This window comes from Pectobacterium aroidearum (assembly GCF_015689195.1).
Lineage (GTDB): Bacteria > Pseudomonadota > Gammaproteobacteria > Enterobacterales > Enterobacteriaceae > Pectobacterium > Pectobacterium aroidearum.
Genome location: NZ_CP065044.1, coordinates 4,476,766 through 4,499,222, shown reverse-complemented (window position 1 = coordinate 4,499,222; position 22,457 = coordinate 4,476,766). Strand labels below are relative to the sequence as shown.

The window sequence follows — 22,457 nt, the reverse complement described above, 5'->3', positions numbered from 1 at the left end:
CCCGCTGCTGGCTGGCGCGATGGGGGATTGCGTGTCAGTATTAAAGCACGCCGTTTTTGCATTCACCGTCACGGTGATGCGCGATGCCAATCATTTTTGTCTTCCATACGTTACCGTAAGGAGGTGATATGAAAGTTGAAGCCGCAGAGTCGTCCGTCTTTGCCAGCCAGCAGGTGATGGCGAAGCGTTCCACAGAGCATGCTGAGAAAGCGGCACTGTCCGAACAGCTTCAGTCTTATCAGGCGGGTAGCGGTGCTGTTCCTGTTGGTCAGACGACGCGGTATGATTTCACCCGCATTAGCCCCGCCGAGCTGTATGAAACGGTAGAAGGCCTTGTCAGCAGTGGGCGGTTGGGGCGTGAAGAGGGTTCCGCGCTACTGGGTTTTATCTCGTCGCCGCGCGAAAATGTCGGCAGTGTGCCGCCTTCCAATGTCTTTCAGCCGATTAATGTTTTCGACACCATTCAGCAGGGTGTCGCGGGTGCATCATCCCGTAGCGAAGTGCAAAATACCGAAAGCCTGCAACGTGCGGCCGAGGCGCTGAACCGCTTTCAGGGGCAGGTCTCCAGCATTAGCGTTTACGTCTAGCGTATTTTAGTGCGCCGTAGTCTGATGACGTCTCCCTATCCCCGCGTTTACGGGGATAGTTGTTTTATACCGCGCTCAGCGTGGGGTTCGAGCTTTGATTTCCGTCAGCAGCGTGATGAGCGCCTGCACGTTGTCGTCCTGCGTGCGCCAGGATGACACGCTGATGCGCAGTGCCGGACGTCCTTGCCACATCGTGCCGCCAAACCATGCTTTGCCCGACGCCTGCAACGCGTCTCGTATTGCTGTCGTCTGGCCGTCGGTTTCCCCACGCAGCAGAACCTGATTAAGCACCACCCGATTCAGTACTTCAAAACCCGCATGGCGCAGGCCGTCGGCGATGAAGGTTGCCTGTCGGCAGTGTCGTTCGACCATCTCTGCCACGCCGTCGCGCCCCAGCGTACGCAGTGCCGCCCATACCGGAATGCCGCGTGGACGGCGGGAAAATTCGAGTGTCAGGTTCTTCTGCGCATCTCGCGCCGCACTGGAATAGACGGCATCCGCGTTCATGGCTTCCGCCAGCGCATCCGCATCGCGGCAAATCGCCATCGCACAATCGTAAGGGGTGTTCAGCCATTTATGCGCGTCCGTTGTCCAGGTATTGGCCAGCTCGATGCCCTCGGTGAGCGCTGCGTGGGACGAGGCTCTGGCCCAGAGTCCGAAGGCGCCATCAACGTGAACCCAGGCACCTGCCGCTTTAGCGATTGGAATGATCTGCGCAAAGTCATCGAATTCACCTGTGTTGACCTCACCCGCCTGTAAACACAGAATGGTGCGATCGTCCAGCGGAGGAAGCTGTGCGACATCGATCTGCCCATATGCATTAACAGGCGCGATGCGTAAATGGCGCAGCCCAAAGCCGAGTACGCGCAGCGCTTTCTTCACCGTGATGTGCGTCAGTTCCGAAATCACGACCTTAATTTCAGGTGCACCGAGCAGCCCATCGTTGTCAAAATCCCAGCCCTGTTTTGCCAGCAGGGCACGACGCGCGGCGGCCAGACAGGAAAGCGTGCAGGCGGTAGCGCTGGTGCCGAAACCCACGGCGCTTTCTTTGGGCAAGTTCAGCGCATCGAGTACCCAGCGGCTGGCGAGGCGTTCCAGCGTGGCGGATACCGGCGAGTTATCAAAGGTGGAGGCGCACTGATCCCAGGCGATCATTAATCGCTCGGAAGCGGCGGCGACCGGCAATGAGGCACCGATAACAAAGCCAAAATAGTTTGGGCCATTGGAGGCGGTGGTAGCCGGTGAGCCGACCTCATCCAGCAGTGTCAGCGTGCTTTCTGGCGAGAAGCCCTGTTGCGGTAGCGCTTCATCAAAACGTGCCAGCGCGGCGAGGGCAGCGGCATCGGGGAAAACCCGACGCTGTGCATTCTCAGCCAGATAGCGTCGGCCGCGCTCGTCGGCATCAGCCAGTAATGTCAGTTCGCTCATGCTTTTTCCCTTATCAATAGGATGGTGTGTTTATCAAGAAGCATTGTTCCGCTATCACGATGGCGTGGAATCGGCCGGTGACGGCGCTGAGGCGTGCAGCGTCACTTTCCAGAAAAGCAGCGCCGTCAGGCTGACGGCTGCGCCAAGGAGGCACACGCCTGACCAGCCCGCAGCGTCATACGCCGCTGTCGTTGCCATCGCGCCAAGCCCGCTGCCGATGCTATAAAACAACATATAACAGCCAACCAGACGGCTGTGCGCATCGGGATGCGTCTTGAAAATCATGCTTTGGTTGGTGACGTGAATGGCCTGTCCGCCCAGATCGAGAACGATGATGCCGACCACCAGCGCGAGGAGAGAATAGGGGGCTAACCACAGCGGCAGCCACGATGTCAGCAGCAATAACAGGGCGATGCCGCTGACCCACTGTTCGCGGCCTTTATCGGCCAATGAGCCCGCTTTTACCGCCGCCAATGCGCCGAGAATCCCCACCAGACCAAACGCACCGATAACCGTATGAGAAAAGAAATACGGTTCGCGACTCAGCGGCAGAACCAGTGCGCTCCAGAAAATGCTCAGGGCAGCAAACATCAGTAAAGCGATGGTGCCGCGTATTTGCAACACCCGTTCTTGACGCAGCAGGGTCAGCATAGAGAGCAGCAACGCGGAATAGTGCGGGCGTTGCCGGGCAAGCAGCTGATGCGGCAGTGTGCGCCATAAAAGCCCGGCAAGCAGGAGCATCAGCAGCGCGGAGAAAAAGTACACGCTGCGCCAGCCTGCGACATCGGCGATAAAGCCGGACAGCACGCGCGCCAGCAACAGCCCAATCACCACGCCGCCCTGTGCCGCACCCACCACGCGCCCGCGCTCCTGCGGTGCGGCAGCCGTCGCGGCATAAGCAATCAGCCCCTGAGTCATTGCCGTGCCGAGCATGCCCACGGCCAGCATGCCGATCAATAGAGCCAGGGACGTGGTGGATAGCCCAACGGCGATCAGCGCCACGATGAGCGCACCCAACTGGGCGAGCATCAAATAGCGTCGATTGAGGATATCACCCAGCGGCACTAGCAGAATTAACGCCAGCGCACAGCCAAGCTGTGTTGCGCTCATCACGCCGCCAACGGCAGCGATGCTGATGTGAAAATCTACCGATAATGCACCCAACAGCGGCTGTGCGTAATACACATTGGCGACGCTGAGGGCGCTGGCACAGGCAAACAGCAAAACTAACGCGCGCGGCAATGTCGTCTGCGTGCTGTAAAGATCGCATTCAGTGACGGATGACGTGGTATGAATAGGGCTGGTTTTCATAATATTAGCTTTCACTACTCATTGTTGGTTTCAAAATAAAACCAGTTGAAGCATAAACACTCTGGTTTTATTCTGCAACCAGAAACGCACGGTCAGCTTTTCAGCCTGTAGGTAAGGCAAGCTGAACAGGAAAAAGGGGAAGAAATCGTCATGGTGAAGCGCAAAAGTCTGAAAGAGGATGCGTGTCCCGTTGCCCGCGCGCTGGATGTGGTTGGCGATCGCTGGGCGTTGCTGATTATCCGCGATGCCTTCGACAATCGTCGCCGTTTTAGCGATTTTCAGCGCAGTTTGGGCGTTGCCAAAAATATTCTTACCGACCGTCTGCGCACGTTGGTTGACGAAGGTATTTTGTCCGTTCAGCCTGTTTCCGACAGTTCGGCCTATCAAGAATATGTACTGACGCCAAAAGGCGAGCAACTGTTCCCGCTTGTTGTGGCGTTACGCCAGTGGGGGGAGCAGCAACTGTTCGCGGAGGGGGAACCTCACTCACTGTTATTGGACAGACACACTGGTCAGCCTCTGCAAGCTATGCTGCCGCATTCTGCGCAAGGCCAGCCAGTGGTCGGGCAGGATACATTCGTTCAGAAAGTGGATTGAGGTGCCGTCATGCAGAAAGAACCGAAAGAAACAGGCAGCGATCTTGAGGCAATCTCCCGTTATCTGAAGAAGCTACACGTTCTGACGTTATGCGTGGGTGAAAATTCGGAATTATGGTGTGCGAGTTGCTTCTATACTTATGACGATCAATTAATAGCCTTCTATCTGATGACAGAGTTGCAGACGCGCCACGGTGAAATGATGGTCAGGCTGCCACAGGTAGCGGGTACGGTCAGCGGCCAGCCGAAGAGTGTGATGCTGATTAAGGGCGTGCAGTTTCGGGGACAGGCGGTGCTGTTAGAGGGGGATGAAGCCCAGCAGGCCAGAGCGCGGTATAACACGCGTTTTCCCATTGCCCGGGCATCGCAAGCGCCGATCTGGCGGCTCGATCTGACAGAAATCAAGATGACGGACAATGCGCTGGGCTTTGGTAAGAAACGCTACTGGCAGCGCGATGAGTAGGTTCAGTAGAGATAACATTTGTCATAAATAACATTTGTCATTAATAACATTTGTCATTAATAACAGCAGAAATCGAAAAAGATGAGATAGCGCAAGACGTAGAACAAGGGGGAAACCGATGAGCCGGGTATTGTTATTAGGTGCAACGGGGTTAGTGGGGCATGAGTTGTTACAGCTGTTGAAAGCCAATAATCGGGTCGAAACGATCTATGCACCGACCCGTAAGCCGCTGGCGTCTTCAGAGAAAGTGGTCAATCCGCACGATCCCGATCTGTCTGCCGCGCTGGCGCAATTGACCGATCCTGTCGACATCGCATTTTGTTGTCTGGGGTCGACGCTCAAGACGGCGGGCAGTAAGCAGGCGTTCCGCTACGTGGATTACACGCTGGTGGTGGAGGGATCAAAAGTGGCACTGGCGCTGGGCGCGATGCACCTTTTAGTGGTTAGCTCGCTGAGTGCGAATGCAACATCGCCTTTCTTCTACTCGCGGGTGAAGGGAGAAACGGAAAGATCGCTGCGGCAGCAGGGCTGGCAACATCTGACATTGGCGCAGCCGTCGATGCTGCTGGGGGAAAGAGAAGACAGCCGCCCGCTGGAAAGCCTGGCCGCGCCGCTGTTCCGCCTGTTCCCAGCAAAGTGGCGGGCGATTGAGGGAAAAACGGTCGCGCAGGCATTGCTGAATCAGGCGTTCTCGCCCGAACCAAAAGCGCGGGTCACCGTGCTGGAATCCGATCAATTACGTTCGTTGGGTAAGCTACCGGCGCTTCAGTAGACTCTTATCAATTACCGTAGGCGGTGGACAACCTGATTGCTGCTGCCGCGCCAAATCAGTGCGGGATCTTTCAGATCTTGCACAAATTTTCCATCGACCAAGACGTTGATGAGATCGACCACCCGCTGCTGCTCCGGCGTCAGTTCCGCCAGCACGTAGCCCGTCCAGACCCAGATATCTTTGCCCGGGCATTCCGCGCGTATGCGTTCGACCAGCCGCAGGATATCAGGCACATTCCGTGGGTGAAGCGGATCGCCGCCAGATAATGAAATTCCCTGTCGGGGAATCACTGTATCCTGAAGATCGGCGATGATCCTATCTTCCTGCTCCTGCGTAAACGGCTGACCGGAATTCAGTCGCCAGGTGCTTTTGTTGTAGCACCCGACACACTCATGCACGCAGCCAGCGACAAACAGCGTGCAGCGGGTGCCGGGGCCGTTGACGACATCAACGGGATAATACTGGTGGTAATTCATACGGTAGAGCCCATGTTATGAAGCGGGCGTGTGCTAACGGTGCCGCGAAAGGTGGGCCGCATTGCGGCGGCCCGAAAGGGATTATCCCAGTTGACCGTTGCCTAAATGCTTGATTCTACGCTTAACTTCTTCCTGCTTACCGGCGTTGAACGGACGAGCATCCGGGCTGCCGAGATAGCCGCACACGCGGCGCGTGACGGAAACGCGTGCCGAATCGTGGTTGCCGCATTTCGGGCAGGTGAAGCCTTTGCTGGTGCACTCGAATTCACCGGTGAAGCCACACTCATAGCACTCATCGATCGGCGTGTTGGTGCCGTAGTAAGGCACGCGGCTGTAGCTGTAATCCCATACGTCTTCCAGCGCTTTGAGGTTGTGTTGCAGGTTCGGGTATTCGCCGTAGCAAATGAATCCGCCGTTAGCCAGTGGCGGATAGGGCAGCTCGAAGTCGATTTTCTGGTAAGGGTTTACCTTCTTCTCTACATCGAGGTGGAAGCTATTGGTGTAATACCCTTTGTCCGTCACGCCCTGCACGACGCCAAATTCAGCGGTATCCAGACGGCAGAAGCGGTCACACAGGTTTTCACTCGGCGTGCTGTACAGGCTGAAGCCGTAGCCCGTTTCGTCTTTCCACTGCTCGGTAGCATCTTTCAGACAGGCGATGATGGCGATGGCTTTGGCACGCAGCGTTTCGTCATCAAACACGTGCGTTTGGTTACCGAAGAGGGCATTAATCGTTTCATGCAGGCCGATGTAGCCTAGCGAAATCGAGGCGCGTCCGTTCTTGAAGATGTCTGCAATGCTGTCGTCTGCTTTTAAGCGCACGCCGCAGGCGCCTTCCATATACAGGATGGGCGCAACGCGGGCTTTCACACTTTCCAGCCGCGCAATACGTGTCATCAGCGCTTTCTTCGCCAGCGCCAGACGCTGATCGAGCAGTGTCCAGAAGCGGTCTTCATTGCCTTCGGCTTCCAGCGCAATACGCGGCAGGTTCAGGCTGATCACGCCTAAGTTATTGCGACCGTCATGAATCTGCTGGCCGTTTTCCTCATAAACACCGAGGAAGCTGCGGCAGCCCATTGGCGTTTTGAACGAGCCGGTGACGTTGACGACCTGATCGTAGTTCAGGATATCCGGGTACATACGCTTGCTGGCGCACTCCAGCGCAAGCTGTTTGATATCGTAATTCGGATCGCCTGCTTTGTGGTTCAGGCCATCGCGAATGGCGAAGACCAGTTTCGGGAAGACCGCCGTTTTGTGGTTTTTACCCAGCCCGGCAATGCGATTGCGCAGGATAGATTCCTGAATCAGACGCGATTCCCAACTGACGCCGAGCCCGAAACCAAAGGTGACGAACGGGGTCTGGCCGTTAGCGGTGTGCAGCGTATTGACTTCGTATTCCAGAGACTGAAAAGCGTCGTAGCACTCTTTTTCCGTGCGGGTCAGGGCATAGTTATCTGCATCTGGAATCTGCCACTCTTCTGCTACGGCTTTATGTTTTGCATGGCTGGCGGTGACGAACGGCGCCAGAATTTCATCAATGCGGTTAATCGTGGTGCCGCCATAAATGTGGCTGGCTACCTGCGCGATAATCTGCGCGGTGACGGCGGTCGCGGTTGAGATCGACTTCGGTGGCTCAATTTCCGCGTTACCCATTTTGAAGCCGTTGGTCAGCATGCCGTTCAGGTCGATCAGCATGCAGTTAAACATCGGGAAAAAGGGCGAATAGTCGAGGTCGTGATAGTGAATCTCGCCGCGCTCGTGCGCCAGGACCACATCACGCGGCAGAATGTACTGCTTGGCGTAATGCTTGGCGACGATACCCGCCAGCAGATCGCGCTGGGTGGGAATGACTTTACTGTCTTTGTTGGCGTTCTCGTTCAGCAGCGCCATGTTGCTCTGCTCGACCAGACCGCGAATTTCCTGATTCAGCCGACCGTGGCGTTCACGTGCGATGTCTCTGTCGTGGCGGTATTCGATGTAGGTTCGCGCCAGTTTTTTGTAATTGCCGGACATCAGCAGGTTTTCGACGGCGTCCTGAATCTCGCGGATATCTACGCGCGATTTGTCCTGCATTTGTTGAGCGACCGCACAGGCCACAGTTGCGCAGTAATCTGCATCATTGACACCGGCTGCATGTGCCGCGCGTTCGACCGCCTCTTTGATACGCACTTCATCAAAAGGCACCTGGCAACCGTCCCGTTTAATCACAACTGGTTTCACGTTTTCTTCCTCTGGAAAGGTTATCCACAGGCAAAAGCCCTACCCGACAAGGGTTACAGAGGGCTGTGGATGACATTGTGGATAAACACTATATGTAGGTCGTGTTTATAGGATAGGCACTATATATTGAAATTGCGTAGGGGTGTTTGCGCTTTTATCGCAGCAAAATTGATGTAGAGCAAAGAAATTCCCACCTAGTAGATAAATCGAACTTGAACAACATTTGACCAGATTGAGCGCGGGGGGCGCGAAGGCTTACACGGCGTGCTCTGACGGTCTGTCGGGCGTTTTTTTATGGTAAGTGAGAGGGGCGATACAGAAATATCTGAAATACCCGATACCGTTTTCGGCATTCGTCGTCATGCGTGACGCTGACTATCGAATGCCGACGAGGAGGTGGATATTACGGTTGAATATCGGGGAACGGGGGAAGCTGGCGGAAAGTATTCAGTAGCCCTTCCGACCAGGCTTTACGGATCGTCGTGAAGTAGGCGTTGTTTTCCGTAATGCGTTGCTGTTCAGTGCTGGCAAAACTGCCGGTGCGGTAAATCATGACATCCAGTGGCAGACCGACCGACAGATTACTGCGCAAGGTGGAATCGATAGAAATCAGCGCACAGCACATGGCTTGTTCCAGAGGGGTATCCATCGTCAACACGCGATCGATGATCGGTTTTCCGTACTTACTCTCGCCGATCTGGAAATACGGGGTATCCGGCGTGGCCTCAATGAAGTTGCCTTCAGGGTAAATATGAAACAGCCGATGTGTTTCACCGCCAATCTGGCCGCCTAGCAGCAGGTTGCAGCCGAAATTGGTATTGCTGCCGTTCTGCTGAACACTGCTATCGCGGTGAATCACTTCTCGCACGGTTTCCCCGAGCAACATCGCGGCGTCATACATGGAGTTAACCTGCATGAGATTTGGCGTATGCTGCGCATCAATACGGGCGTTGAGCAGGCTGATAATGCTTTGCGTTGTCGCCAGGTTTCCCGCGCATTGGATTACTAACACGCGTTCATTCTCATGCTGGAAAACATAGAGTTTCTTGAACGTTGCAATGTGATCGACGCCCGCATTCGTGCGGGAATCGGAGGCAAAAACCAGGCCGTCAGACAGACACATGGCGACACAGTACGTCATAAGGTACCTTTTCGTTAAAAATTCTACTGTTGCTGCTGTACCTGCTGTTGCCGTTCAAACAAGCGGACTTCAGCTTCTGAAAACATCTCTTCGCATCCCCCTCCCAGCCGCGTACCGCGAACCGGGCAGGCATCCATATAATCCATTCCTACGGCCAGCCACAGATGCTGATGGAGCTGTCGGGTACTGTTGGTTATATCAAATCCTTGCCAGTATCCGTTTAACCACACTTCCGCCCAGGCGTGCATGGCGACATGGTGGGTATCCTGACTGTACACGTAGCCGCTCACATAACGTGCAGGAATACTCAGGCTACGGCAGCAGGCGAGAAACACATGGGTGTGATCCTGACAAACGCCTTTCTGCATGGCAAATGCCGCCGCCGCAGTATCCTGCACCTGCGTTGCGCCGGGAGTATATGGCATTTTCAGCCGTAATTCCGCCATCAGCGTATTCAGGCTTTCCTCCGCAGCATCTGGACGGTAATAGCGTTGTGCAAACGCTCGAATCTCGCCGTCAGCTTCGGTCAGCGGCGTCGGGCGTAAAAAAACTAACGGTGACAGCCCATCCTGTATTTCGGGATTTTCTGCTGCGCCGCTGTCGAGAATATCGACCACGCCTTCCGCATGAATCGTAATGTCCTGATGAGGGTGATCGAGTGTCAGCACATGCAGTACATTACCATACGCGTCGGTAGTTTGAACCGCTGAGGTGGGTAGCGTCAGCTTCCACTCCCGTATTCTCTGATGGGCGGAGTTTTGCGGCGTCAGGCGCAGATACTGGGTGCTGAACTTCACTTCTTCATCGTAGCGGTAGTGGGTGAGATGGTTGATGGTGAGTTTCATAGCGCCTCCAGATAGGTATGACGAATGCTGTCTGCCAGTTCGTTGATTTTAATCATGAAATTGTTGAGGTACGTGGATAAATCCTGCGCCAGAATGTCGTCCAGCGTGCTGAAACGTAGCTCGACGTGTAGCAGATGAGCGAGCCGATGTGGCACTTTGGCGCGTTGGCTGCCGATGGCTTCCAACTGAAGCACCAGATCGCCGATGCAGGCGTGCAGCGAACGCGGGACGTCCTCGCGTAAGACTAGAAGTTCGGTGACAGTTTCTGGGCTGATCGGCTGGCGATAGATGCTGTGGTACGCCTCGCGTGCGCTCACTGCACGCAGCAGGGTATCCAGACGATAATACTCGCGTACCGGGTCGGGGTCGTTATTGAGCTGTTGGTGTTTCACCTTCAGCAGCTGTGCGGTCGCATAGGCGCGCTCAATCAGCGTACCAACGCGAATGAAGCACTGGGCGTCATTACGCAGCAGGGTGCCGAACATCGCGCCGCGAAACAGGTGGGAGCGCTCCTTCACCCAGTCAAAGAACGCATCGATCCCGACATTATCTACCCCCTGATGCCGCAGATTACGAATATCGATGCGGGTCGCGTTGATACATTCCCAGACCTCGGAGGACAGGCTGCCGCGCACGGCGTGTGCGTTGTTCCAGGCCATTTCGATGCAGTTGTAGATGCTGCTGGGGTTCTGGCTGTCCAGCGCGAAAAAATTCAGCAGGTTATTCATCGAAAAGCGGGTGTAGCGCTGCTGAAAGAGTTCGTGTGTGGCGGTCAGATTCAGGGGTAGAGCCAGATCGCGCTGCTGCTGGCTGTGGCGCGGCATCATCGAAAGCTTGTAGGTCACATCCAGTACACGGGCGAGGCTTTCTGCCCGTTCCAGATAGCGTGCCATCCAATACAGTTCACTGGCAGTACGGCTTAGCATGATTCATCCTCCTCCATGACCCAGGTATCTTTGGTGCCGCCACCCTGTGAGGAGTTGACGACCAGAGAACCTTCCGTGAGGGCGACACGCGTCAGACCGCCGGGAACCAATCGGATTTCTTCACCGCTCAGGGCGAAAGGACGCAGATCGATATGTCGGGGAGCCAGACCGTCATCGATGAACGTTGGGCAGGTGGAGAGCGCTAAGGTTTCCTGACCGATATAGTTGTGCGGGTGCGCGAGCAACCGCTGGCGGAACGTTTCGATTTCCCCACGCGTGGCCCGTGGGCCGACCAGCATGCCGTAACCGCCTGCGCCGTGAACTTCCTTCACCACCATGCTATCCAGATGATCGAGCACATAACGCAGATCGCTGGGGTTGCGGCACTGCCAGGTCGGAATATTGTGGAGGATCGGTTCTTCAGACAGGTAGAAACGGATCATCTCAGGGACATAGGGATAGATGGATTTATCGTCGGCGACACCAGTGCCGATAGCATTCGCCAGTACGACGCCGCCAGCACGATACACGGACAACAGACCGGGTACGCCGAGCATCGAATCCGCGCGAAACGCCAGCGGGTCGAGGAAGGCATCGTCCACGCGGCGATAAATCACATCCACCTGGCAGGGGCCTTCCGTGGTGCGCATATACACGGCTCCCTCTTTCACGAATAAATCCGCGCTTTCCACCAGCTCGACGCCCATTTGCTGCGCCAGAAAACTGTGCTCGAAGTAGGCGCTGTTGAAGCGCCCCGGCGTCATCACGACCACGGTAGGATCGTCAACGAGCGTGCTTTCACGTAGGGTCTGAAGCAGATAGCTGGGATAACGTTCAACAGGCGCGATATGTTGGCTGGCAAACAAATCCGGGTAGAGCCGCATCATCATTTTGCGATTTTCCAGCATATAGGAGACGCCGGATGGGGTACGCAGGTTGTCTTCCAGCACGTAGTAATGACCGTCGCTGTTGCGCACCATATCAATCCCGGTGATGTGGGCGTAGATGTTGTTGTGTAGGTTCACTCCCTGCATACAGGGTTGGTACTGTTCATTGGCCAGCACCTGCTCGCTGGGGATAATCCCAGCCTTGAGTATGTGCTGATGATGATAAATATCGTAGAGAAAGGCGTTCAGTGCCTGTACCCGCTGACGGATGCCGCGATCGAGCAACTGCCATTCGTGGGCGGGAATAATGCGCGGTACGCTGTCGAAGGGAATTAAGCGCTCGGTGCCTCCTTCCTCGCCATAAACGTTAAACGTAATACCCACACGGTGAAACAGCAGTTCTGCCTGCTCTTTCTTCTGTTTAATGGCCTGTTGGTCGGTTTGCTGAAGCCATTGCCAATAGGAATTGTAATGTTGACGTTGTTGGCCTTGTGACGAAAGCATCTCGTCATAATAAGGCGCAGATGGAAGTTTCATTTTTATCATTGTCATCCCCAGGCAGCACGCTTAATAGCGATAACAGGGCAATGCATAAAATGCGCCATTTTGAGAAAAGCGTGATCTAGTCAGACGGGAAGACGATTTTTTCCTCTAATTGGTACGTAGCAAGGAAAGTCTGCACTGAGGGGGGAGAATAAAGACGCTAAAAATCAGCAAGACGCAGCCATCATGGTGCGTCTTGAGAAGAGAACGATCAATGATGGTGCTTAGCGACGAACGGCGATCGCTTCGATTTCGATTTTCACGTCTTTCGGCAGGCGGGCGACTTCAACGCAAGAGCGAGCCGGGAACGGTGCATCGTGTTCGTTGAAGAAAGCTTCATACGCGGTATTCACCAGGGTGAAGTCGTGCAGATCTTTCACGAATACCGTGGTTTTCACGATATCGGACACTTTCAGGCCCGCCGCTTCTATAATGGCCTGAACGTTTTCTAGCGATTGGCGCGTTTGGGCGGTGATGTTGTCAGCCACCAGACCGCTTTTTGGGTTTACCGGAATCTGGCCGGACGTGATGATCATGCTGCCGAGGTCAACGCCTTGAACATAAGGGCCGATAGCGGCAGGGGCGTGCTCAGTACTGATAGTGCGTGACATGGTATCTCCTTGATGGGGGCGTAAAAGAAACGCGGACGCAGCCATTATTCAAAAAAGCCCCGTGACAGGCAATGTCCATGACGGGGCAAGGTAGAAAACTAGCGGTCTTGCAGTACCGCCTGACGTTCAAACTCTTTCTCACAGTACTTACACTTCAGGTGAACGTCGCCATCGCGCTGTTTAACGCTGAATGACGAGGAAACCGGCTCGCTGCGGCTGATACAGTTACTGTTCGGGCAGGTGAGCACGCCGGTAATGTGGTCTGGCAGGGTCGGCACCAGCTTGCGTACCACGTCATACTCATCAATCTGGTTGACGGTCGCCTGCGGGGCGTAGATCGCCAGTTGATTCGCTTGCTCTTCGGTCAGGAAGATATTTTCGATCTTGATCAGATCTTTGCGCCCAAGGTGATTGGACGGCAAATTCAAGCCGATGGTGATGCGCTGGTCTGTCGCGGTCAGCTTAAATAGGGTCAGCAGCTTAAAACCGACCTGTGCGGGAATGTGATCGATCACCGTGCCACGCTTGATCGCTTCAACCTGTAATTTATTATCGTGTGTCATGATAGTTTCTTCCTCTTACAGAACCAATTCGCGATTCAGGACCAGTGCCAGCAGCGCCTGACGAGCATAAATACCGTTGCCTGCCTGTTGGAAATAATAGGCGTAAGGCGTGGCATCCACATCAATGGTGATCTCATCAACGCGCGGCAGCGGGTGCAGCACTTTCAAATTCGTGCGGGCGCTGTGCAGGTCGGCGGCGCGCAGGACAAACTGGGATTTGATGTTGATGTATTCGGACGGGTCCAGACGCTCTTTCTGTACGCGCGTCATGTACAGAATATCCAGTTCGCCGACGACTTCATCGATGCTGTTGTGCAGGCTGTAAGCAATGTTCTTCTCTTTCAGCATGCTCAGGATGTAGTCCGGCATCGCCAGCGCGTCTGGGGCGATGAAGTAAAAGCGGTTGCCTTCGAACTTCGCCAGCGCCTGCGTAAGTGAATGCACGGTGCGGCCATATTTCAAATCACCGACCATGGCGATGTTGATATTATTCAGGCGACCTTGTGTTTCCTGAATGGTGAAGAGATCGAGCAGCGTCTGCGTCGGATGCTGGTTCGCGCCGTCACCCGCGTTCAGTACCGGAATACCGCCTGAAAACTCGGTTGCAAGGCGGGACGCGCCTTCCTGTGGATGACGCATCACGATGGCATCAACATATTGACCGATCACGGAGATGGTGTCGGCCAGCGTTTCGCCCTTTTTCCCCAGCGAGGTGTTGTTGCTGTCGGCGAAACCGACGACGGAGGCACCCAGGCGGTGCATCGCGGTTTCAAAGGATAGGCGAGTCCGGGTGGAAGCCTCGAAGAAGCAACTGGCAATCACTTTATGTTTTAACAACTCAGGCTGAGGTTTGGCTTTCAGACTGGCGGCGACATTCAGCACCAGTTCTAAATCTTCCCGACTGAGGTCGTTAATCGAAATAATATGTTTTTGATAGAGCGGATTGACCATGTTGTCTTTCTCCTAACGAGTAAACAGGAAATGTCGTATCTGGCTGCCCGAGCTGTCGGCAAAAATGCCTGATTCGCTTTTTGATGCCACAACGTGACGACCTGCAAAGGTTGCCGTCGTGGATGATTGGGCACAAAAAAAAGCCCCTCATTGAGGGGCTTTCTTAATGGAATAATTGAGCAACGGAAAGGAAAACGCTGGCTGGCTGCCGGATGGCAGTTGTGGTTGAGAACCAACATAAGCAGCGGATTTTTTGGTGTAACGGTGCATGACCCCTCCCGGCAAACTGTCGGGAATTATACGCGCCGACTAGGCTATTTCAAGCAGAAAACGTGGTTTTTTACGCATCGCAATCGGTTGCGGATAGGGTGCGGTATGCATAACGCACGCGGGTGGAAGAGGGGAGATTGAGAAGAGTGATGGGCAGTTCACTTTTTCGTATTAACGCGCTGGCGGGTGTCACATTTGGAGAGTATAAGGATTATAAAACAGAGTTTCATTTTTTCTATCAACGAGGTTTTTATGATTACTGGCAATGTCCACCACCTTGAACTGGTTCCTTATCTGCCTGCCAAACTGCGTGAAGCAATTGAATACGTGAAGAAAAACATTACGGCGGATACCCCGCTGGGCAAGCATGATATCGAGGGCAACAGCGTGTTTGTGCTGATCTCCAACGACAGCACCGATCTGCTGGAAAAACGCCGTGCCGAGTATCACGCCAAATATCTGGACATTCAGATTGTGCTGTCCGGCGTGGAAGGGATGACGTTCAGTAACCTGCCTGCGGGCAAGCCGGATACCGATTGGTTGGCGGATAAAGATATTGCCTTCCTGCCATCGGGTGAACAGGAAAAACAGTTTGTGATGCAGGAAGGCGATTTTGTCGTCTTCTTCCCAGGTGAAGTACACAAACCGCTGTGTGCTGTTGGTGAACCGGCACACGTACGCAAAGCTGTAGTGAAAATCGACGCGTCGCTGGTGTAGGATTTTTGTGAACAAGGAACGTTCAGCCATAAAATGGAAGAAAATGATGCCTCAGATGCCTCTCGGTGGTTTTCCCCTTCTACAGAGTGGTAAAGGAAAAACTACGTAAATACCGCAAGGCATAGAAAAAAATAGCCAGTCAGTTGCTTAACTGACTGGCATTATTAAGAAAATGATTTTCTTGCTAGAAAACCTTATGACCTTTCGATTATAGGTATATTATTACTTTAATTTATGTAGGATGTTTTCCCTGGCATTGGCCTGTCACAGACTTTTTATTCTATTTCAGTTTTTATAAACAGGTGCATATCAGGTACGGCATATTTAATGTAGGGTAATTTTAATGTAGGGATACACTGATGACACAAATTACGTTACCTGACAGATTAATCGCAATGTTTGAAAGCGATCCTCTTGTCGGCTGGGCAATAAAAGACACAAATTCCCGTTTTGTTTATGTCAATAACACCTTTAAAACCTGGCAAACCATATCAACTCGTTATGATTATGAAGGTTTGAATATTAGGGATATCCCTGTTCCTGTCGCCGAATTTTCAGACATTTTTAATCAGCAGGAACGAGAGATAGAGCGTACTGGTAAGGCGGTGAGAGCCATTACAACGCATATTCAAGGCACGGAAAAAATAATGCAGCCTGCCTACAATATTCAGGAGCCAATCTATGATGAACATCGCAACTGTATAGGCACAGTTATCAGCGTCAGGCATGTTAGGATCATCACACCGACCTCGTTGCTAAATGGAACCATAATTCAACACTCCACCTTCGAGCCCCCTTCTACAATATTTACTGAGAAGGAATGGGAGGTTATTTACCTGCTTGTCTGTGGGATGATGCTTAAAGATATAAGCAGCATCCTCTCAATCACCGTCGACGCTGTTAACAGCAGACTCAGAAGCTGCTACAGAAAAACAGGTTTGAATTCAGTATCAGGCCTAAAGGAATACTGTAGAGATAACCGATTTGATAACTACATCCCGCTGTTCTTTCTGAAAAAAGGACATATCATTATCAGAGGCTAACCTGATGGACCCAGATTTGACTCCTGTTGAGTATTACTTTGATAACTCTTTGTTTGGCTGGGCAATAAAGGACTGTAACTCTCAGTATGTTTATGGCAATAAGATGGCATGTCAGTATTTCGGCGTAACAGAAAATAAACTTGTAGGCTGTCTCGACACTGACTTAACGCCCGATATCAGCGAACACTACGGTCATATACTGTATGACGACCAAAAAATATTGACCACAAATGAAATGAGTATTGTCCTCAAAACATTTGATTACGGAAGACGAAATAGACTCAGGTCTTTTCTGGTGGAGAAGCGTCCTTGGCGGCTCAATGATGGCAATGACGGGATTGTTTGCACCTACATAGAAATCACCAATGTTTACTTTTCAACCTTTCTTATGCCATGCGAAAGGAAGCCCATTGTGTTCACCCGACCGGCAAATATTTTTACCGACAAAGAGTGGGAGGCCGTTCTTTTACTGCAGAGCGGGGTAAAGCAGAACCGTATTCCGGACATACTCGGTATAAGTTCCTCAACGCTTCGTAACAGGATAACGCGTTGCTGTGATAAAGCAGGAGTGGCAAACAGCACCGCCCTGATCCAACACTGCAACCAAAAAGGATGGGATAACTACATTCCTCCCTTTTTTCTGATAAAAGGGCATGTGTCGATTACCTGAGGGGCTGTGGTTCGAGCCTCTCATGTCAAAATGACGGGAAAGGACTCTAAGCCGAGCAGTTAAGGATCAGTTGAACGATCCAACTACTGTGTAAGAATCCACAAACGTGCCTTGCTTTCCGATTTTTTATGTACATTGCTTAGGCTCTCGACCTTGTTTCCTGCTACGACGCTACCCGTAATCCTCTGACCTCTTTCGGTGATTTTCTTGAGCCTGAATTGATTGAGCCTGAATTGATTGAGCCTGAATTGATTGCGCATTGTCCCGCACTCACTGGGGCTGCTGAATGCCCGGAGTCAGGCGAGAGAACATCGACACGGGATAATCCCACTGAAAAAGAGCCTTCCCACCTCTGATCTGTTTTTAAAACATATCAAAGGCAGGCTAAATCTTAATCTTGCGCTAGCGTAGCGACCATCACCGCTTTGATGGTGTGCATACGGTTTTCCGCCTGATCGAACACGATGCTGTGCGCGGATTCAAAGACCTCGTCCGTGACTTCCATTCCGCCGTGCAGACCATATTGTTCTGCCATTTGTTGGCCCATCGTCGTCTGATCGTCGTGGAAAGCGGGCAGGCAGTGCAGGAATTTCACCTGCGGATTGCCCGTTGCAGCAATCATCGCCGCGTTCACCTGATACGGTTTCAGCAGCGCGATGCGCTCCTGCCAGGTCTCTTTCGGTTCCCCCATGGAAACCCAGACGTCGGTATAAATGAAATCTGCGCCTGCGACGCCCGTAGCGATATCTTCCGTCAGCGTGATGCTGCCGCCAGTTTGCTCTGCCGCGGCCTGACACTCTGCCACCAAACCAGCATCCGGCCAGCAGGCTTTTGGCGCAACAAGGCGTAAATCCAGCCCGGTCAGCGCTGCTGCTTCCAACATGGTGTTGCCCATGTTGTTGCGCGCATCGCCCACGTAAACGAGCGTCATTTCTGACAGCGGTTTACCCGGCAAATGTTCCTGCATCGTCAGCAGATCTGCCAGTAGCTGCGTAGGGTGGAATTCGTTCGTCAGTCCGTTCCAGACTGGCACACCAGCGTATTGCGCCAGCGTTTCGACAATCTGCTGGCCATAGCCGCGATATTGAATGCCGTCGTACATTCTTCCCAGCACGCGAGCGGTATCTTTGATGGATTCTTTATGGCCGATTTGGCTACCGCTTGGGCCGAGATAGGTCACTTGCGCGCCCTGATCGTATGCAGCAACTTCGAAAGAGCAGCGAGTACGAGTCGAATCTTTTTCGAAGATGAGTGCGATGTTTTTACCTTGCAGGCGGCGGACTTCTGTCCCGTTTTTTTTATCGGCTTTCAGTTTCGTTGACAGGGCTAAAAGATTGGCAATTTCTGCGGGTGTAAAATCCATTAACCTTAAAAAATGACGCTTGTAGAACGGTTGCATGATGTACATCTCCATGTGGCTCAACATCATTGGTTGAATTAAAATTCACTTTATATGTGTAATTATTCAAATTCAAGTGGTGATATCAAACTTTGTGGTGGAGCAAGCCGCAGGGCTGTGGGACAATAAGCAATATTACGTCGATTAATGAGGACTGAGGCATGGCAAACCGCGAATTACTGGAAGAGCAACGGGAAGAGACACGCCTGATCATTGAAGAACTGCTGGATGATGGCAGCGATCCTGACGCGCTCTATACCATTGAACACCATTTCTCTGCTGAGAAGTTTGAAGTGTTGGAAAAAGTCGCTGTAGAAGCCTTCAAACTGGGCTACGAAGTGACGGATGCGGAAGAACTGGAAGTGGAAGATGGCGTGTTGCTGATGTGCTGTGATGCCATCAGTGAAGTTGCGCTGAATGCGGAACTGATCGACGCACAGGTAGAACAACTGCTGGCGTTGGCAGAACGCCACGGTGTGAATTACGACGGCTGGGGTACCTACTTCGAAGATCCAGATGGTGAAGGCGAAGAAGACGGGGATGATGAAGATTTTTATGACGAAGACGATGACGGCAAGCGCCACTAAGTCATTCATCTCAAAGTACACGCCTCACTGAATGCCGCAGGAATACCCTGCGGCGTTTTTATTTGCTTTTACAGCACCTTCAGCATCGTTACTTCACAGTCGGTGTGGCCCGTGTTGCCCATTGAGTGGGAAATCGGCTCGAAGCCCAATGATTCATACAGGCGGATCGCGCTGGTCAGGTGACCCGTCGTTTCCAGATAACAGCGGCGAAAGCCGTGCTGACGCGCAAAATCAAGCGCTTGTATCGCTAATTGGCGCGCCAGCCCTTTGCCCCGCGCGATGGGTAAGAAATACATTTTCTGCAATTCACACACATCTTCGTCACCCGCGACCAGTGGTGCAATACCGCCGCCGCCCACCACACAGCCTTCGTATTCAATTACCCAGTAAGCGCTTTGCGGCTGGCTATAGAGGGCAAACAGCGCGTCCAGATTCGGATCGGACACGGTGTAGCCTTTATCAGCCGTCAAACCAAATTCAGCAGAAACCTGACGGATGACCCGAGCGATAGCGGCATCGTCATGTGCAGTGATTGGGCGTACCTGAAGCTTGGCGGAGGTCGCGGTTGTCATAATACGTACTCTTGTTCTTACGGTTTACGAGGGGAATGATCCTGGCCGATTGTAATACCATTTCAGACCACATTGATGCAACGTCTATACCTGTCAGGCTGACGTTACGGATATGTGAGTTTCTCTATGGCTTTCCCTATTCCTTGTAATTTACAAGTATATAAACTTGTTTAATTGCTGTTAACTTTTATTGTTGTGATTAACAGGACATGCTTAAATAAGCCGCTTTTTGTATGCCCATAACGTGTCGAATGACGTGTCTATGAGGCTTATTTCTTTTAGGATGAAAGGTTTATGACAATCAATACTTCAGAAAATAACACGCAGCATCGCGTGAAATTTCATGGTAAGGCCGGGGAATATTTTGCAATTTGGTTGGTGAATGCGTTATTAACGGTCATCACTCTGGGCATTTATTCTGCCTGGGCTACCGTACGTCGCCGTCGTTATTTTTACGGCAACACGGAAATTAACGGTGACCGTTTTGATTACCATGCAGATCCCATTCAGATTCTCAAAGGGCGTTTGCTGGTTATCGCTGGAATCATTCTGTTTTATATCATATTGGCGATGTCACCCACGCTCGGTACTATTATCGCACTGGCATTTGCGGCACTTATTCCAATTATTGTGATCCGTAACTGGCGTTATAACGCCATTATGTCCAGCTACCGTGGCGTCCGTTTTAACTATGATTGCCAGACTGGCCGCGCGTATTGGGTATTGCTGTTTTGCCCTATTCTGCTGATGCTGGCTTTTTATATCGCTCTGGTTGTTGTGGTCATGATCGGTATGCAGAGTAATAGCCCTATTCTGATTGGGTTCATTGCACTGGCGATTGCTATTCCAGGGTTTGCTGCGGTAAACGGCATCATGAAAATGATGCAGCTTGATTTCTATGTGAATAACCTGTCCTTCGGGAAAACCGCGTTTAAAGCGGAATTGACGAAAGCGGCATTTATTAAATTCGCCTTGGTTAGCCTGCTGATTTTTGTGCCTTTCCTGATCGCAGCGCTGTCGTTCATGAGCTCCTTCATTTTCACGCTGTTCCAAACCATTATGATGGGCGGCGGCAATGAAGATCTCATACTGATGATGCTACTGAGCAATGCCTTTAATTTTATTATGATGTTCATTGTGGCGCTGCTGGGCGTGCTGGTTTCCAGCAGCTATCTGGTAGTCGCACAGCGTAATTATCTGTTTAACCAGACGTCGCTGAATGGCGATGTGAAATTGCACTCTTCCATGCAAACGCTGTCTTACATGGGGCTGCTGATAACCAATAGTCTGATCACTATTTTCTCTTTGGGTTGGGCTGCGCCAGTAGCAGAGATTCGTCACGCTCGCTATATCGCGAATGCAACAGCGGTTGAAGGCGATCTGGCATTGCTGCACGTTCAGGCACATCAGGACACGGCAAACAGCGCACTGGCCGAAGAAGCTGTGCAGGCGCTCGATTTAGGCGTCGGTCTGTAAGTTGTTATATACTCTAAATAATTCGAGTTTCAGGAAGGCGGTAAGGGAAGGAATCCCGATGAGCTTACTCAGGTAAGTGATTCGGGTGACAAATCTGCCGGGAGCAGATTTGAACGCTGCGTGCAGCGGCCCTTCAGGGCGAGGCCCACGACGGGCCGAGTATTTGAGCGTAGCCAACGCACATGCAACTTGAAGTATGACGAGTATAAGGCAGGAATATGAATATTGAGGGGCATTATCAATACCCCGGATTGGCGGCCCGCGTGGCCGCTTCTCTTCATTTAGCGGACAACGGTTCGATGATGGTGCTGAACACCGGGTCATCGAACACGACATTTTCGCTGGAGCAGGTTACGGTTTCCGATGCGTTGGGTTCCATTCCTCTGACGCTAACGTTTCCTGACGGCGGCCGCTTTGTGCCTGCCGACGATCCCACCTTTCGTGCATGGTATTCCGCCCGCCGCCGACCGGGGCTTGTCCATCGTCTGGAGCGTCATAAGCGTGGCGTCATTCTCACGCTGTTCGCCACGATTCTGATAGTCATCAATTACGTTTATGTCGTGCTGCCGTGGGCGAGTTCCGCACTGGCGCTACGTATACCTACCGCCATTGAGCAGCAGTTGGGGCAACATACGCTGACGCTGTTGCGGCACAGTGATTTTACGCCTTCCAAGCTGCCTATTGAACGCCAACAGGCGATGCAAACGCTGTTTCAACAGGTTATGCCTGCAGACATGCGGGAAGATAAAACGCCGCTGCGTCTGGAGATCATGTCTGCGCCTATCGGGCCGAATGCCTTTATGCTGGCAGATGGCACGCTGATTATCAGCGACGATCTGGTGACGCTGGCGAAAAGTGATAACGAGTTAGCTGCGGTGATGCTGCATGAAATGGGGCACCACGCCTACCGCCACCCAATGCGCATGGTTGTTCGTTCATCACTGGTATCGCTGACGTTCATGTGGATGACGGGAGATGTCAGCGGCGTGGGGGATACCGTGTTGCAGTCTGCCGCTTTCATCAACGAGATGCAGTTTTCCCGTGACATGGAACGGGAAGCCGACGCGTGGGCAATAGCAGAAATGCAGCAGCAAGGGCGTTCGCTGCAATCGATGCAGGCGATGTATCAGGCTCTCGTCGCTAACGACCGCAGTCATGATGAAGTGGAATCGTTGGATTTGCCCGACTGGCTGAGCACGCACCCGGATATGGATGAACGACTGAAGGTGATTGAAAGAGAGATGAATAAACACTGATTCTCAGTGTCCGATTCTCAACTCTTGATTCTCAACCCCGACCTAACCCCCGTCTAATGTCGATCGTGTGTGGTGATATCACACACGATCCTTTCCTCGCTAGAAATATGAGCAAAAATCCATTTTTTGCTGTTTTTATACGCGCCT

At 52.6% G+C, this 22,457-nt stretch carries 23 protein-coding genes and 1 pseudogene; 11 read left to right on the top strand and 13 right to left on the bottom strand.

Annotated elements, in window-relative coordinates; all coding sequences use genetic code 11:
- Positions 1 to 128: 128 nt before the first annotated feature.
- On the top strand, positions 129 to 587 hold the full coding sequence (locus tag I2D83_RS20035) for a hypothetical protein (protein WP_012773069.1): 459 nt from the start codon (positions 129 to 131) through the stop codon (positions 585 to 587).
- Between the two features lie 75 nt (positions 588 to 662).
- On the opposite strand, the gene I2D83_RS20030 is transcribed toward I2D83_RS20035, so the two are convergent.
- Both I2D83_RS20030 and I2D83_RS20025 read right to left on the bottom strand, forming a co-directional pair.
- Entirely contained in the window at positions 663 to 2,015 is a 1,353-nt protein-coding gene (locus I2D83_RS20030) for a pyridoxal phosphate-dependent decarboxylase family protein (RefSeq protein WP_205947200.1), read from the bottom strand.
- A gap of 54 nt (positions 2,016 to 2,069) precedes the next feature.
- The gene (locus tag I2D83_RS20025; protein WP_205947199.1) at positions 2,070 to 3,326 is read right to left on the bottom strand and encodes an MFS transporter; all 1,257 of its coding nucleotides are present in this window, start codon (positions 3,324 to 3,326) and stop codon (positions 2,070 to 2,072) included.
- A gap of 150 nt (positions 3,327 to 3,476) precedes the next feature.
- Between I2D83_RS20025 and I2D83_RS20020 the strand changes: the two genes are divergently transcribed.
- The 3 genes from I2D83_RS20020 (at position 3,477) to I2D83_RS20010 (ending at position 5,157) form a co-directional block, all read left to right on the top strand.
- Positions 3,477 to 3,923, top strand: a complete 447-nt coding sequence (locus I2D83_RS20020; RefSeq protein WP_012773072.1) for a winged helix-turn-helix transcriptional regulator — start codon at positions 3,477 to 3,479, stop codon at positions 3,921 to 3,923.
- A gap of 9 nt (positions 3,924 to 3,932) precedes the next feature.
- Positions 3,933 to 4,385, top strand: coding sequence for a YhbP family protein (locus I2D83_RS20015; protein WP_181845799.1), 453 nt, complete (start codon positions 3,933 to 3,935; stop codon positions 4,383 to 4,385).
- A 118-nt stretch (positions 4,386 to 4,503) separates the two neighbouring features.
- A complete protein-coding gene (locus I2D83_RS20010; RefSeq protein WP_205947198.1) occupies positions 4,504 to 5,157 on the top strand; it encodes a Rossmann-fold NAD(P)-binding domain-containing protein in 654 nt (217 codons plus the stop codon).
- 11 nt (positions 5,158 to 5,168) lie between these two features.
- Here I2D83_RS20010 and nrdG read toward each other — a convergent pair whose 3' ends face one another.
- From nrdG to pyrB, 9 genes are all read right to left on the bottom strand, one after another.
- Positions 5,169 to 5,633 carry an anaerobic ribonucleoside-triphosphate reductase-activating protein gene (nrdG, locus tag I2D83_RS20005; RefSeq protein WP_012773075.1) on the bottom strand — a complete coding sequence of 155 codons (465 nt, stop codon included), beginning with the start codon at positions 5,631 to 5,633 and terminating at the stop codon, positions 5,169 to 5,171.
- A gap of 81 nt (positions 5,634 to 5,714) precedes the next feature.
- The gene (gene nrdD / locus I2D83_RS20000) at positions 5,715 to 7,853 is read right to left on the bottom strand and encodes an anaerobic ribonucleoside-triphosphate reductase (RefSeq protein ID WP_012773076.1); all 2,139 of its coding nucleotides are present in this window, start codon (positions 7,851 to 7,853) and stop codon (positions 5,715 to 5,717) included.
- Positions 7,854 to 8,256: 403 nt separating this feature from the next.
- Positions 8,257 to 8,994: a proteasome-type protease gene (locus tag I2D83_RS19995; RefSeq protein ID WP_012773077.1), complete on the bottom strand. Its 738-nt coding sequence runs from the start codon at positions 8,992 to 8,994 to the stop codon at positions 8,257 to 8,259.
- Between the two features lie 23 nt (positions 8,995 to 9,017).
- Positions 9,018 to 9,839 carry a transglutaminase family protein gene (locus I2D83_RS19990; protein ID WP_181845802.1) on the bottom strand — a complete coding sequence of 274 codons (822 nt, stop codon included), beginning with the start codon at positions 9,837 to 9,839 and terminating at the stop codon, positions 9,018 to 9,020.
- On the bottom strand, positions 9,836 to 10,765 hold the full coding sequence (locus I2D83_RS19985) for an alpha-E domain-containing protein (RefSeq protein WP_012773079.1): 930 nt from the start codon (positions 10,763 to 10,765) through the stop codon (positions 9,836 to 9,838). Before I2D83_RS19985 ends, I2D83_RS19990 begins: the two co-directional genes overlap by 4 nt.
- Entirely contained in the window at positions 10,759 to 12,198 is a 1,440-nt protein-coding gene (locus tag I2D83_RS19980) for a circularly permuted type 2 ATP-grasp protein (protein WP_205947197.1), read from the bottom strand. The genes I2D83_RS19985 and I2D83_RS19980 overlap by 7 nt, the downstream gene beginning before the upstream one ends.
- Before the next feature lie 221 nt (positions 12,199 to 12,419).
- Positions 12,420 to 12,806, bottom strand: coding sequence for a 2-iminobutanoate/2-iminopropanoate deaminase (ridA, locus tag I2D83_RS19975; protein ID WP_205947196.1), 387 nt, complete (start codon positions 12,804 to 12,806; stop codon positions 12,420 to 12,422).
- Positions 12,807 to 12,904: 98 nt separating this feature from the next.
- A complete protein-coding gene (gene pyrI, locus I2D83_RS19970; protein WP_205947195.1) occupies positions 12,905 to 13,369 on the bottom strand; it encodes an aspartate carbamoyltransferase regulatory subunit in 465 nt (154 codons plus the stop codon).
- A gap of 15 nt (positions 13,370 to 13,384) precedes the next feature.
- Complete coding sequence (gene pyrB, locus I2D83_RS19965) at positions 13,385 to 14,320, bottom strand: aspartate carbamoyltransferase (RefSeq protein ID WP_205947194.1); 936 nt, start codon at positions 14,318 to 14,320, stop codon at positions 13,385 to 13,387.
- A gap of 522 nt (positions 14,321 to 14,842) precedes the next feature.
- On the opposite strand from pyrB, the gene I2D83_RS19960 reads away from it, so the two are divergent.
- The 4 genes and pseudogenes from I2D83_RS19960 to I2D83_RS22450 all read left to right on the top strand — a co-directional run.
- Complete coding sequence (locus I2D83_RS19960) at positions 14,843 to 15,307, top strand: NanQ anomerase/TabA/YiaL family protein (protein ID WP_012773086.1); 465 nt, start codon at positions 14,843 to 14,845, stop codon at positions 15,305 to 15,307.
- A 359-nt stretch (positions 15,308 to 15,666) separates the two neighbouring features.
- The gene (locus I2D83_RS19955; RefSeq protein WP_012773087.1) at positions 15,667 to 16,350 is read left to right on the top strand and encodes a helix-turn-helix transcriptional regulator; all 684 of its coding nucleotides are present in this window, start codon (positions 15,667 to 15,669) and stop codon (positions 16,348 to 16,350) included.
- A 4-nt stretch (positions 16,351 to 16,354) separates the two neighbouring features.
- On the top strand, positions 16,355 to 17,020 hold the full coding sequence (locus tag I2D83_RS19950; RefSeq protein WP_181829939.1) for a PAS domain-containing protein: 666 nt from the start codon (positions 16,355 to 16,357) through the stop codon (positions 17,018 to 17,020).
- 143 nt (positions 17,021 to 17,163) lie between these two features.
- A pseudogene (locus I2D83_RS22450) lies at positions 17,164 to 17,262 on the top strand (hypothetical protein); the annotation flags it as partial.
- 149 nt (positions 17,263 to 17,411) lie between these two features.
- Here the strand turns inward: I2D83_RS22450 and argF are convergent.
- Complete coding sequence (gene argF / locus I2D83_RS19945) at positions 17,412 to 18,419, bottom strand: ornithine carbamoyltransferase (RefSeq protein ID WP_181845804.1); 1,008 nt, start codon at positions 18,417 to 18,419, stop codon at positions 17,412 to 17,414.
- A 161-nt stretch (positions 18,420 to 18,580) separates the two neighbouring features.
- Here argF and rraB point away from each other — a divergent pair, with 161 nt between their 5' ends.
- A complete protein-coding gene (gene rraB / locus I2D83_RS19940; protein WP_012773090.1) occupies positions 18,581 to 19,006 on the top strand; it encodes a ribonuclease E inhibitor RraB in 426 nt (141 codons plus the stop codon).
- Between the two features lie 68 nt (positions 19,007 to 19,074).
- On the opposite strand, the gene I2D83_RS19935 is transcribed toward rraB, so the two are convergent.
- Positions 19,075 to 19,578, bottom strand: coding sequence for a GNAT family N-acetyltransferase (locus tag I2D83_RS19935; protein ID WP_205947193.1), 504 nt, complete (start codon positions 19,576 to 19,578; stop codon positions 19,075 to 19,077).
- A 294-nt stretch (positions 19,579 to 19,872) separates the two neighbouring features.
- Here I2D83_RS19935 and I2D83_RS19930 point away from each other — a divergent pair, with 294 nt between their 5' ends.
- Together I2D83_RS19930 and I2D83_RS19925 are read left to right on the top strand one after the other, a co-directional pair.
- Positions 19,873 to 21,054, top strand: a complete 1,182-nt coding sequence (locus I2D83_RS19930) for a YjgN family protein (RefSeq protein WP_012773092.1) — start codon at positions 19,873 to 19,875, stop codon at positions 21,052 to 21,054.
- A gap of 218 nt (positions 21,055 to 21,272) precedes the next feature.
- Positions 21,273 to 22,310, top strand: coding sequence for a M48 family metallopeptidase (locus I2D83_RS19925; RefSeq protein ID WP_180778931.1), 1,038 nt, complete (start codon positions 21,273 to 21,275; stop codon positions 22,308 to 22,310).
- Positions 22,311 to 22,457 lie beyond the last annotated feature (147 nt).